The organism is Azospira inquinata (assembly GCF_018905915.1).
Taxonomy (GTDB): domain Bacteria; phylum Pseudomonadota; class Gammaproteobacteria; order Burkholderiales; family Rhodocyclaceae; genus Azospira; species Azospira inquinata.
In genome coordinates this window covers 1,479,878-1,492,106 of sequence record NZ_CP064782.1, presented here as the reverse complement: position 1 = coordinate 1,492,106, position 12,229 = coordinate 1,479,878, and the positions used below count along the sequence as shown (strand labels likewise).

The window sequence follows — 12,229 nt, the reverse complement described above, 5'->3', positions numbered from 1 at the left end:
ATTGGGAAATGGGGGATAGACCAATAGCTGCACAATCAATTCTTATAAAAAAATCGGCTCCGGCATCAACTCAACGCCGAATTTCTCCCCCACATCGGCCTGCACCGCTGCCATGAGGGCGGCCACCTGGGCGCCGGTGGCGCCGCCCCGGTTCACCAGCACCAGGGCCTGTTTCTCGTACATGGCGGCGGGGCCCAGGGCTCGGCCTTTCCAGCCAGATTGTTCAATGAGCCAGCCGGCGGCCAGTTTGACCCGGCCATCGGGCTGGGGATAGTGGGGCAGGTGGGGATGGGTGGTTACCAGGCTGGCGGCCACTGGCCCCGGCACCACCGGATTCTGGAAAAAGCTGCCCGCGTTGGGCAGGGTGGCCGGGTCCGGCAGCTTGCGCTGGCGCACGGCGATCACCGCGTCGGAAATGTCCCGGGCGCTGGGTTGGGTGAGGCCCCGGGCCTCCAGTTCCTTGGCCAGATCGGCGTAGCGGGTGAGGGGCTGCCAGGCCTTGGGCAGGCGGAAGGTGACGGCGGTGATGACGTGGCTGCCGTCCAGGTGCCAGCCTTCCTGTTTGAAGCGGCTGTCCCGATAGGCGAAGCGACAGGCTTCCCGGTCCAGGGTGAAATCTTCCCCCGTGGCCATGTCGCGGGCTTCCAGGCGATAAAACCGGTCTCCCGCTTCCAGGCCGTAGGCGCCGATGTTCTGGATGGGGGCGGAGCCCACGGTGCCTGGGATGAGGGAGAGATTTTCCAGGCCGGGCCAGCCCTGGGCCAGGGTCCAACGCACAAAGTCGTGCCAGCTTTCCCCGGCCCCGGCCCGCACGTACCAGGCGTCGTCGTCCTCCGCCACCAGGGCCTTGCCCGGGATGGCCATGCGCAGCACCAGACCATCCACGTCCCCGGTGAGGACCAGATTGCTGCCCCCGCCCAGAACGAAGCGGCGGCGCCGGGCTAGGTCCGGATGGACGGCCAGCTGGCCTAGCTCGTCTGGGTGGGTGACGGTGGCGAGAAAGGCGGCCCGGGCGGGCAGGGCCAGGGTGTTGAGGGGGGCGAGATCGGCGTCCGCCTGGACAAAGGGGGGCAGCATGATGGGCGTAGGCGTGGGAGGTAAGGAAGGGACGGAAAGGGGCGGCGGGTAGTGCCTGTGGTGGCAGGGGGGCCGGGTCAGGCCTTTTTCCCCCGGCGGCCCTTGGGCTGGGTCCAATAGGAAAATTCTTCGGCGTGGAGGTCGATGTCCAGATCCAGCACCAGCTGCTGCATCCGGGCCTGCACCTCGGCCACCGCCTGGTTGTAGATGCTCGGGCCGATTTCCGCCAGCAGGTAATCCAGCAGGGCCCGGGCCCCCAGGTGGCCCAGGGGCTCCTCGGCGTTTTCCCGGAAATAGCGTTGCAGGGAGGCGATGGCGGCCTCCTGGGCCGCTGGGGCAAGCTGGATGGTCATGGGGAGGGATTCCGGCGGGCGGGTTCCGAAGGGGGCGCCTATTCTACCCCGCCCGCTTCCGGGGCCAGGGGCCGCTCCCCCAGGGGAAAGCAGCGGTCATAGACCCAGTTGAACAGGTAGGCATAGACCGTGTAGGTGAGGGCCAGACCCAGATCGGCCACCAGGGCGGCGAACCAGGAGAGGCCCGTCCAGGCGGCGATGATGGGCAGGGTGAGGCAGGCTAGGCCGCCCTCAAAGGCCAGGGCATAGACGGCCCGGGCCCGCCAGCCCCGCAGGTCGGCCCGCAGGCCGAAATAATGGGCCTGGACCCAATCCACGGCGCTGGCGAAAGCGGTGTTCCACAGGGCCGCCACCCCGGCCAGAATGGCCAGCAGCACCAGGGAGCTGGTGCCCTGCTGGCCGCTGGCCCAGGAAAACAGGGGTGTCACCAGGGCCAGGCCGAGCACCTCAAACAGGGCTACCTGACGCAGACGGTCGGCAAGGGAACGGATGGGAACGGACATGGGTAGGGGCAAATTCGGTAGGGAGCCATTATAGGGGCCCGGGGCGGGGATCGGGCCGGAATTGGGCTGGAATCGGCGTGGTCCGGCGGCAGTTGGCTGAAGTGGCTGAAGGGGGCGGGCCCTCCTCGGGGCCGCCGCCGGTTTCCCCCGGGGATGCTGGCCGAGGGCCTACAGCCCCCGGGCCCAGGCGGGGCGCAGGGGGGCTTCCTGGGGCTGGGCGATGGCGGCGCGGAGCTGGGCCAGGAGTCGCTCCTTGTCCGTGGGCAGGTTGCCTTTGAGCACCAGCCAGTTGGAGGCGTGGTCGCTGCGGAAGACGGTGCGCTTCAGTTCCAGGGCGCCGATCAGGGCTTCCATTTCCCGGAACAGGCCCACCGGGTCCAGGGGCGTCCATTCCGGAAAAGCGGCCCGGAACCGGGCTTCCCCCAGGGGAAAGCTGACTACCAGGGTGGCCAGGAATTCAGGCTGGGTGGCGTTGGCCAGCCGGGCCGAGGCGGCGGCGTGCTGGGCCGAATAGACGGCGCCCCCCAGGCCGTTGAGGAGCATGACGGAGCGGCTGATGCCCGCCTCCCCCAGCTTATCCAGGGCGGCCCGGGTGGAATCGAAACTTTCCCCCTTGTGCACCCGGGCTAGCACCGTGTCGTCCCCGGATTCGGCCCCCACGTAGGCCAGACTCAGGCCGGCGGCCCGTAGCTCGGTGAGTTCGGCCACGGATTTGCGGGCCAGGTTGCGGGGCAGGCAGTAGCTGGAGACCCGGCGCACCCCGGGCAGGTGTTCCCGGATGGCGGCGAGCACGGCCAGCAGGCGCCGGGTGGGCAGCACCAGGGCGTCTCCATCCGCCAGGAAGACCCGCTTCACCTGGTCCCCGTACCCGGCCCCGGCCCGGCGAATGGACTCCAGGGTTTCCCCCTCGTCCCGGGCGCGAAAGCGCTTCTGGGGGGCGGTGTACATGTCGCAGTAGGTGCACTGGTTCCAGGAGCAGCCGTTGGTGAGGGGCAGAATCAGGGACTGGGCTTCGCTGGGGGGCCGGTACACGGGCTCCACGTAGCGGATGGGAAAGGCGTGGTCGTCCATAGGGATTGGGAGTAGGAGGTGGAAAAGGGAGCCGGGGCGCCTAGGCCCCATTCCCGTCGGTGGAAAGGGTTGGGTGGCCTGGGCGGGGTCCGAAAAAAGGCCTGGGAAGGGGCGTCCTGCTTGAATCTACCGAAAAGCCACCGGCTCAGGCAAGGGGCGGGAGGGGGAGCGGAGGGGGCGGCGGCTCAGGCCCAGCCAACAAGGCGATTCACTAGGTGGCCTTGAAGAACAAGGACTGGCGCCACTCTCCAACCGGGTGGTGCGGCAAAGCCCGCTGCTTAATCCCCTGGAGCCTGGTGGCCCCGGGAAGCCCTAGTCGTCGGCCTTGAAGCGGATGACCCGCTTGGCGCCGGCCTTGGGAGCCAATTTCAGCCATTGCTCCCACTGTTGGCCGTCAAAGCTGGCCTTCACCCGGTAGCGGCCCGCCTTGGCCACATCCACCTGGGCCAGGGGGCCGCAGTCCCCGTTGGCCGCTTCCTTATCCCCCAGGGGATCGTCCACCTTGGTGGCCACCCCGGAAAGGTAGTGGCCGTCCCGGGCGACGAAGAGCAGGGTGAGGGCGTGTTTGGGCGTGGCGGCCAGCATCTGGGCCGACTCGTCCTGGCCGATGCCGCCGCACACCAGTTGCAGTCCGGCGGGGGCGTCAGCGGCCCAGAGAGGCAGGGCGGCGCCGCACAACAGGGCCACGGGCAGGGTGCGGCGGAGGTGGAAAACCAGGGCAGGGGGGCAAAGGGGCATGACGGATTCCTCCAAAAATGGGCGGTGATTCCGGCGGCAAGGGTAAAATCGCCCGCCAATGATAACCCCACTTTTTCCCGGCGCCGCCCTGCTGGTGCCCCATCCGGACAGCGCCCCGGCCCCCCTCTCCCTGATCCAGGTGACCCTGGGCCGGGGGCCCGGCGGGGCCTTGGTGCTGGATTACCGGCTCCAGGGGGACCTGGAGGCCCTGCGCCTGCCCAGCGCCGCCCACCCGGCACCGGCGGATCGGCTCTGGGCCCACACCTGCTGCGAGGTGTTTCTGCGCCGTAGGGGTGGCCTTGCTGCCAGCGCTCCGGCGGAACCAACGCTCCGCCCCGCCGCCGACCCCCGGCTGCCGCCCCCGGCCCTGCCCTACCGGGAATTCAATTTTTCCCCCTCCGGCCAATGGGCCTCCTACGGTTTTGCCGCCTACCGGCTGCGGGACCCGGAGGCGCCCCTGCCGCCCCCGCCCCAGCTGGAGATAAGCCGGGGCCCCGGGGAACTGGCCCTCCGGGCCACCCTGGAAGGGGGGGCCCTGCTCCCTGGGCCCGGCGTCCTGCAAGTGGCCCTGGCCACGGTGGTAGAGCGGCAAGACGGTAGTCTGGCCTACTGGGCCCTGGCCCACGGGGCAGGCCAGCCGGACTTTCACGGGGAAAAGGGCTTTGTTCTGGCCCTGCCCCCGGATTTTTGACGGAATTTCTTGGAATCACTGCCATGACCGTGCTTTTCGGCCTCGACCGCCTGCTGCAAGACCCGGCCCTGCGGCGCCCCCTGGCGGGGCGGCGGGTGGCCTTGCTGGCCCACCCCGCTTCCCTGACCCGGGACCTGACCCATTCCCTGGATGCCCTGGGGGCCCTGCCCGACCTGAACCTTACCGCTGCCTTCGGCCCCCAGCACGGGCTGCGGGGGGATAAGCAGGACAATATGGTGGAATCCCCGGATTACCGGGACCCCCGCCTGGGCATTCCCGTGTTCAGCCTCTACGGGGAAACCCGGCGGCCCACCCCGGCCATGATGGATACCTTTGACGTGCTGCTGGTGGATTTGCAGGACCTGGGCTGTCGCATCTACACCTTTATCACCACCCTGCGCTATGTGCTGGAAGCCGCTGCCGCCCACGGTAAGAGCGTCTGGGTGCTGGACCGGCCCAATCCGGTGGGCCGCCCGGTGGAAGGCAATCTCCTGGTGCCGGGCTGGGAAAGCTTTGTGGGGGCCGCGCCCCTGCCCATGCGCCACGGCCTCACCATGGGGGAACTGGCCCGCTGGTTTATCGCCACCCTGAACCTGGACGTGGATTGCCAGGTGGTGACCATGACCGGCTGGCGGCCGGAGGCCGGGCCGGGTTACGGCTGGCCCCAGGGGGAACGGACCTGGATCAATCCCAGCCCCAACGCCCCCAATCTGTGGATGGCCCGGGCCTACCCGGGCACGGTGATGTTGGAAGGCACCACCCTCTCCGAAGGCCGGGGCACCACCCGGCCCCTGGAATTGTTCGGCGCCCCGGACCTGGATGCCCGGGCCCTGCTGGGAGAAATGACCGCCCTGGCTCCGGCCTGGCTGCAAGGCTGCGTCCTGCGGGACTGCTGGTTCGAGCCCACCTTCCACAAGCATGTGGGCCAGCTCTGCCACGGGGTGCAGATCCACACCGAAGATCCGGCCCATTACCACCACGCCGCCTTCCGCCCCTGGCGCCTGCAAGCCCTGGCCTTCAAGGCCCTGCGCCGCTTGCAGCCCGATTACCCCCTGTGGCGGGACTTCCCCTACGAATACGAGCGGGACCGGCTGGCCATCGACCTGATCAACGGAGGTCCCCTGCTGCGCCAATGGGTGGATGATCCCCAGGCCCAGCCCGGGGACCTGGAGCGGGCCGTGGCTCCGGATGAAGCCGCCTGGGCCCAAGCCCGGCGCCCCTTCCTGCTCTACTGAGGCCGTCCCATGGCCTTCCTGCCCTTCCCCCACCTCACCTGTCCCCTGGATGGCGTCCCCCTGGTGCGTCAGGGCCCCAGCTGGCGCTGCCCGGACGGTCACTGCTTCGACGTGGCCGCCCAGGGCTACGTGAATCTCCTGCCCGTGCAGCTCAAGCGCTCCCGGGACCCGGGGGACAGCAAGGCCATGGTGGCCGCCCGGCGCCGCTTTCTCAATAGCGGCGCCTATCAGCCCCTGGCGGACGGGGTGGCCCGGGCCCTACTGGCGGACCTGCCCGCCGGCGGGCTGCCCACCTGCCTGGATGGGGGCTGCGGCGAAGGCTACTATCTGCGGCGCCTGGCCGCCCTGGCCGGGGAGCGGCCCCTGGCCGTACTGGGTCTGGATATTTCCAAATGGGCGGTGCAGGCGGCGGCCAAACAGGCCCCCGGGGCCACCTGGGTGGTAGGCAGCAACGCCCGCCTGCCTGTGCCGGACGCCAGCGTGGATCGGCTGCTATGCCTCTTCGGCTTTCCTGTCTACGGGGAATTCGCCCGGGTGTTACGTCCGGAGGGCCAGCTCCTCATGCTGGACCCGGGGCCGGACCATCTGCGAGAGCTGCGGGAAGTCATCTACCCCCGCCTAAAGCCGGAAAAACCCGCTACCCCCCTGCCCCCGGGCTTTCGCCTCCTGGGCCGGGAAACCTTCACCTATGCCCTGGAAGTGGACGGCCAGCCCCAGATCGCCGACCTCCTGGCCATGACCCCCCACCTGCACCGGGCCACCCCGGAAGGCCGGGCCCGCGCCGCCGCCCTGGACCACATCAGCCTGACGGTGGACGTGGTTTTGCAACGGCTGGGGCGGGCGGACTAAAGCCTCTGGATCAGGGCGATTGCCGGGGCTGGGGCACGGCGAGGGAGTCAACGTAAAAGGCCGGAACGGTTGCCCGTTCCGGCCTTTTTATTGCCCGAAGCTTGGTGTCTTAAGCCTGCAAGCCCGTAGCTTCGTCCATGCCCAGCATCAGGTTCATGCACTGGATGGCGGCGCCGGAGGCACCTTTGCCCAGGTTGTCGAAGCGGGAGGCCAGGAGGATTTGGTCCTGGTGGCCGAAGACAAAAATTTCCGCCCGGTTGGTGCCGTTGCAGGCGGTGGCGGGGAGGAAGCCCTTGTCCAGCACGGGGGCCGTATCCAGGGGCATGACCCGGACGAAGGTTTCGCCCCGGTAGTATTCGCTCAGATAGGCGTGCACGTCCGACGGGGTGAGGGCCTTGGGTAGCACCCGGGGCAGGAGGGGCACGGCCACCACCATGCCCTGGGCGAAATTGCCCACGATGGGGGTGAACAGGGGCTTGTGGGCTAGGCCGGTGATGGCCTGCATTTCCGGCAGGTGCTTGTGGCCCAGGCCCAGGGCGTAGAACCGGGGGCTGCGCATGGCGTCGGGCACCGGGCCGTCTCCGTAGCTTTCATAGTCGGCGATCATGTCCTTGCCGCCACCGCTGTAGCCGGTGATGGAATAGGTGCTGGCCGGGTAGTCCCGGGGCACCAGGCCCCCCGCCACCAGGGGCGCCATCAGCATAATGAAGCCGCTGGCGTGGCAGCCGGGCACGGCCACCTTCTGGGCCGTTTTGATCCGGTCCCGCTGGCTGCCGTTCAGCTCGGGCAGGCCGTAGACCCAGTCCGGATGGGTGCGGTGGGCGGTGGAGGCGTCGAGAAAGCGGGTGCGGGTGTTGCCCGGGGCCAGCAGAGCCACGGATTCCCGGGAGGCGGCGTCCGGCAGACAGAGGAAGACCAGATCCGCGTTATTGATGTACTCGGCCTTGACCGCCGGGTCCTTGCGCTGGGCTTCCGGGATGGTCAGGATTTCCACCTCGGGGCGGATGGACAGACGTTCGTCGATCTTGAGCCCGGTGGTGCCGTGACGGCCGTCGATGAATACCTTGAAAGTCATGGGCGTAGGGGGTTAGGAGCAAAGCCCTATTGTAAGGGTTGTGGGGCCTCGGGGCGGGGCCAATTTTCCCGGCGGGCCCGGGGAGCGGTGCCGAAAAGGCCGGGCGGCGGCGGGAAGACCACCGCTTCAGGCGGCCCAAAGCTAGGCGCTCCCGAGGGAAGTCGGCGCTCCCCGGCATTAAGGGGCTGAGCCTTCCCCTGGCGGCGGGAAGCCCCCGCCGGGCCCGCCCCCCTTGCCCGGAAGCCCAAGCCCTGCTTTACTGGGGCCCCTATCCCCCGCCGCCTCCGCCATGGATCTCACCACCCCTGCCCTGCTCTTCCCCGCCATTTCCCTCCTGCTCCTGGCCTACACCAACCGCTTCCTTACCCTGGCCCAGGTTATCCGCCAGCTCCACGCCTCGGTGGAACGGGAAAGCCGCCTGGTGCAGCGCCAAATCCCCGGCCTCAAGCGGCGCATCATGCTCATCCAGTACATGCAGAGCTTTGGCGTCCTGAGCTTCCTCCTCTGCGCCCTCTCCATGTTCGCCCTGTACGTCCATGAAACCACCCTGGGCAAACTCCTCTTCGGCATCAGCATCCTCGCCCTGGCCGTCTCCCTGGTCCTCTCCCTCATGGAAGTGCTGATTTCCACCAACGCCCTGGCGGTGGTGGTGGAGGATGTGGAGGAACGGGGGAAGGCGGCGGAAAAGGACGCCGAGGGGGCGTAATCCGGGGGCTGTCCTATACCGGCTGAACCCCGCCCATGGGGCGTTTGGGGCTGTGGGGTGGCGATGTCGGTGTGACCCCCTAGGGCACAAGGCCTTTGGGGGCCGATGGCAGGGCTTCTTCTTGAAAGCATCGGGATAAAAAAAGGGCGGCTAGTTGCCGCCCTTTGGTCCTTTGGGGTGCTGGCCCGAATAGGCCCAGCTTGGCTTACAGCAACGGCGCCAGCCAGTACTTGGCTTCTTCCAGGCTGTGGCCGGTGCGTTGGGCCCAGTCTTCCAGTTGGTCCTGGCCGATTTTCTGCATGGCGAAGTACTGGGATTCCGGGTGGGAGAGGTAGAAGCCGGAGACGGAGGCGGCGGGGGACATGGCGAAGCTTTCCGTGAGGTGCATGTCCGCGTTGGCCGGGGCGTCCAGGAGCCGGAACAGGCCGCCCTTGGCGGTGTGATCCGGGCAGGCCGGGTAGCCGGGGGCGGGGCGGATGCCCTGGTAGGTTTCCTTGATCAGGTCTTCGTTGCTACTGGCTTCCTCTGGGGCGTAGCCCCAGTATTCCCGCCGTACCCGCTCATGGAGCCATTCGGCGCAGGCTTCGGCGAGCCGGTCGGCCAGGGACTTGAGCAGGATGGACTGGTAGTCGTCGTGGGCCGCTTCAAATTCCGCCAGCTTGGCCTCGATGCCCAGGCCGGCGGTGACGGCAAAGGCCCCGGCGTAGTCCGCCACGCCGCTGTCCTTCGGGGCGACGAAGTCGGCCAGGCAGAGATTGGCCTTGTCCGCCGGGCGCTTGTGCTGCTGGCGCAGGCCGTGCCAGGTAAAGCTGGGGGTGGTCCGGCTTTCGTCTGGGTAGAAGTGGAGGTCGTCCCCTTCTCGGTTGGCGGGCCAGAGGCCGAAGACGGCCTTGGCGGTGAGCCATTTTTCCGCCACGATCCGGGCCAGCATGGCCTGGGCGTCCCGGTACACGCCCCGGGCGGTTTCCCCCACCACGGCGTCGTCCAGAATGGCCGGGAAGCGGCCCGCCAGATCCCAGGTCTGGAAGAAGGGGCCCCAGTCGATGTAATCCGCCAGAGTGGAGAGGGGCACCTCGCCCAGCACATGGAGGCCGGGGGCCTTGGGCACGGGGGGCTGATAGTGGCCCCAGTCGATGGGGTAGGCGTTGGCCCGGGCTTCCGCCAGGGTGACCAGGGGGCTGCCCTTTTTCCCCGCGTGCTGCTCCCGGATGTGCTCGTAATCCGCCGCCACTTCCGCCACGTAGTCGTCCCGCTGAACCTGGGAAAGGAGGCGGGTCACCACCCCCACGGCCCGGGAGGCGTCGGGCACGTAGACCACGGGGCCCTCATAGTTGGTGGCGATTTTGATGGCGGTGTGGGCCCGGCTGGTGGTGGCGCCGCCGATGAGCAGGGGCACCCCGCTGGCGGCCCAGCCCTGGCGCTGCATTTCGTCTGCCACGTGGGCCATTTCTTCCAGGGACGGCGTAATCAGGCCGGAGAGGCCGATGGCCTGGGCGCCGTGCTCCTTGGCGGCGTGGAGAATCTTGTCGCAGGGCACCATGACCCCCAGATCCACCACTTCATAGCCGTTGCAGCCCAGCACCACGCCCACGATGTTTTTGCCGATGTCGTGCACGTCCCCCTTCACCGTGGCGATGACGATCTTGCCCTTGGAACCGGCGCCGGTGCGGGCCTTTTCCTCTTCGATGTAGGGAATCAGGTGGGCCACGGCCTGTTTCATGACCCGGGCGGATTTCACCACCTGGGGCAGGAACATTTTGCCCGCGCCAAAGAGATCCCCCACCGTGTTCATGCCGTTCATCAGGGGGCCTTCAATGACCGACAGGGGCGGCTTGCCCTGGGCGGCGAAGGTGGCCCGTACCTCTTCCGTATCCGCCACCACGAAGTCCGTGATGCCCTTTACCAGGGCGTGTTCCAGGCGCTTATCCACGGGCAGCTGGCGCCAGCTCAGGTCCGGCCCCGTGTCCTTGGCCGCCCCTTCCTTCACGGTCTGGGCGAATTCCACCAGGGCTTCCCCGGCGGCCGGATGGCGGTTGAGGACCACGTCCTCCACCTTGCGGCGCAATTCCGGGTCCAGATCGTCGTACACCCCCAGCATGCCCGCATTGACGATGCCCATGGTCATGCCGGCCTGAATGGCGTGGTAGAGGAAGACGGTGTGGATGGCTTCCCGCACCGGGTTGTTGCCCCGGAAGGAGAAGGAGACGTTGGAAACCCCGCCGGACACTCCGGCGTGGGGCAGATGTTGGCGAATCCAGCGGGTGGCTTCGATGAAATCCACCGCGTAATTGTCGTGTTCCGGAATGCCCGTGGCGATGGCGAACACGTTGGGGTCAAAAATGATGTCTTCCGCCGGGAAGCCCGCCCCTCCTTCCGCTTCCGGGGCGGTGAGGAGCCGGTAGGCCCGTTCGCAGATGGTGGTCTTGCGGGCGTAGGTGTCCGCCTGGCCCTGCTCGTCAAAGGCCATGACAATCACCGCCGCCCCGTAGCGCCGGGCCAGCCGGGCCTGGTGCAAGAACTTGGCCTCCCCTTCCTTCATGGAAATGGAATTGACGATGCCCTTGCCCTGGATGCACTTCAGGCCCGCCTCGATCACCTCCCACTTGGAGGAGTCCAGCATGATGGGCACCCGGGCAATATCCGGTTCGGAAGCCACCAGCTTGAGGAACTTGTCCATGGCGGCCAGGGAATCCAGCATGGCTTCATCCATGTTGATGTCGATGACCTGGGCGCCGTTTTCCACCTGCTGGCGGGCCACCGCCAGGGCGTCGTCGAAACGGCCTTCCAGGATCATGCGGGCGAAGGCCTTGGAGCCGGTGACGTTGGTCCGTTCCCCCACATTCACAAAGAGGCTGTCCGGCCCTACGTTAAAGGGCTCCAGCCCGGAAAGGCGCAGGGCCGGGGCGGGCTGGGCGGGCACCCGGGGCGCCTGCCCGGCCAGGGCCTGGGCCACGGCCCGGATGTGGTCCGGAGACGTGCCGCAGCAGCCCCCGGCGATGTTGATGAGCCCGGAGCGGCCCCATTCGGCCAGGGCTTCCGCCAGCATTTCCGGGGTTTCGTCATAGCCGCCGAAGGCGTTGGGCAGGCCCGCGTTGGGGTGGGCGGAAACAAAGCAATCGCAGACCCGGGACAGTTCGGCCACGTACTGGCGCAGTTCCCCGGCCCCCAGGGCGCAGTTGAGGCCGAAGGAGAGGGGCTGGATGTGGCGCAGGGAATTCCAGAAGGCTTCCGCCGTCTGGCCCGACAGGGTGCGCCCGGAGGCGTCCGTGATGGTGCCGGAGATCATCACCGGCAGACGCTGACCCAGCTGGTCGAAAAAGCGCTCGATGGCGAACAGGGCGGCCTTGGCGTTCAGGGTGTCGAATACGGTTTCCACCAGGAGCAGATCCGCCCCCCCGTCCACCAGGCCCTGGATGGATTCGGTGTAATTGGCTACCAGGGCGTCAAAGCTCACATTGCGGTAGCTGGGGTCATTCACGTCCGGGGAAATGGAGGCGGTGCGGCTGGTGGGGCCCAGCACCCCGGCGACGAAGCGGGGCTTGGCCGGATTGGCGGCGGTGAAATGGTCGCAGACTTCCCGGGCCAGCCGGGCCCCCTCAAAATTCAGCTCATAGACCAGTTCGGTGAGGTTGTAATCCGCCTGGGACACCGCCGTGGCGTTGAAGGTGTTGGTCTCGATAATGTCCGCACCCGCCTCCAGATAGGCGGCGTGGATGCCCCGGATAATCTGGGGCTGGGTGAGGAGCAGCAGATCGTTGTTGCCCTTCAGATCGTGGGGGTGATCCCGGAAGCGCTCGCCCCGGTAATCGGCCTCGCCCAGGCCATGGCGCTGGATCATGGTGCCCATGGCCCCGTCCAGGATGAGGATGCGCTGTTTTAGGAGAGCGGTGATTTCGGTGCTGCGATCGGGCTGCATGGTGTCCTCGGCGGA

General features: G+C 67.8%; 11 protein-coding genes. 4 read left to right on the top strand and 7 right to left on the bottom strand.

Annotation, left to right across the window (positions count from 1 at the left end; translation table 11 throughout):
- Window positions 1–42 precede the first annotated feature (42 nt).
- From murB to Azoinq_RS06780, 5 genes are all read right to left on the bottom strand, one after another.
- Window positions 43–1,077 (bottom strand): UDP-N-acetylmuramate dehydrogenase, encoded by a 1,035-nt coding sequence (gene murB, locus Azoinq_RS06800; RefSeq protein ID WP_216130670.1) that lies wholly within the window; start codon window positions 1,075–1,077, stop codon window positions 43–45.
- Window positions 1,078–1,154: 77 nt separating this feature from the next.
- Window positions 1,155–1,430, bottom strand: a complete 276-nt coding sequence (locus tag Azoinq_RS06795; protein WP_216130671.1) for a DUF2164 domain-containing protein — start codon at window positions 1,428–1,430, stop codon at window positions 1,155–1,157.
- Between the two features lie 38 nt (window positions 1,431–1,468).
- A complete protein-coding gene (locus Azoinq_RS06790; RefSeq protein WP_216130673.1) occupies window positions 1,469–1,933 on the bottom strand; it encodes a PACE efflux transporter in 465 nt (154 codons plus the stop codon).
- Window positions 1,934–2,101: 168 nt separating this feature from the next.
- Window positions 2,102–3,004, bottom strand: coding sequence for a radical SAM protein (locus tag Azoinq_RS06785; RefSeq protein WP_216130675.1), 903 nt, complete (start codon window positions 3,002–3,004; stop codon window positions 2,102–2,104).
- Window positions 3,005–3,316: 312 nt separating this feature from the next.
- Window positions 3,317–3,742: a hypothetical protein gene (locus tag Azoinq_RS06780; RefSeq protein WP_216130677.1), complete on the bottom strand. Its 426-nt coding sequence runs from the start codon at window positions 3,740–3,742 to the stop codon at window positions 3,317–3,319.
- Window positions 3,743–3,800: 58 nt separating this feature from the next.
- On the opposite strand from Azoinq_RS06780, the gene Azoinq_RS06775 reads away from it, so the two are divergent.
- From Azoinq_RS06775 to Azoinq_RS06765, 3 genes are read left to right on the top strand one after another with little or no spacing between them, the layout of a single operon-like run.
- A complete protein-coding gene (locus Azoinq_RS06775; protein ID WP_216130679.1) occupies window positions 3,801–4,433 on the top strand; it encodes a DOMON-like domain-containing protein in 633 nt (210 codons plus the stop codon).
- A gap of 23 nt (window positions 4,434–4,456) precedes the next feature.
- The gene (locus tag Azoinq_RS06770) at window positions 4,457–5,668 is read left to right on the top strand and encodes an exo-beta-N-acetylmuramidase NamZ family protein (protein ID WP_216130681.1); all 1,212 of its coding nucleotides are present in this window, start codon (window positions 4,457–4,459) and stop codon (window positions 5,666–5,668) included.
- Between the two features lie 9 nt (window positions 5,669–5,677).
- On the top strand, window positions 5,678–6,517 hold the full coding sequence (locus tag Azoinq_RS06765) for a putative RNA methyltransferase (RefSeq protein WP_216130683.1): 840 nt from the start codon (window positions 5,678–5,680) through the stop codon (window positions 6,515–6,517).
- Between the two features lie 109 nt (window positions 6,518–6,626).
- Here the strand turns inward: Azoinq_RS06765 and argC are convergent, their stop codons facing one another.
- On the bottom strand, window positions 6,627–7,592 hold the full coding sequence (argC, locus tag Azoinq_RS06760) for an N-acetyl-gamma-glutamyl-phosphate reductase (protein ID WP_216130685.1): 966 nt from the start codon (window positions 7,590–7,592) through the stop codon (window positions 6,627–6,629).
- Window positions 7,593–7,881: 289 nt separating this feature from the next.
- Between argC and Azoinq_RS06755 the strand changes: the two genes are divergently transcribed.
- Complete coding sequence (locus Azoinq_RS06755) at window positions 7,882–8,298, top strand: DUF2721 domain-containing protein (RefSeq protein ID WP_216130687.1); 417 nt, start codon at window positions 7,882–7,884, stop codon at window positions 8,296–8,298.
- 205 nt (window positions 8,299–8,503) lie between these two features.
- Here Azoinq_RS06755 and metH read toward each other — a convergent pair whose 3' ends face one another.
- Window positions 8,504–12,214: a methionine synthase gene (metH, locus tag Azoinq_RS06750; RefSeq protein WP_216130689.1), complete on the bottom strand. Its 3,711-nt coding sequence runs from the start codon at window positions 12,212–12,214 to the stop codon at window positions 8,504–8,506.
- Window positions 12,215–12,229: the final 15 nt, after the last annotated feature.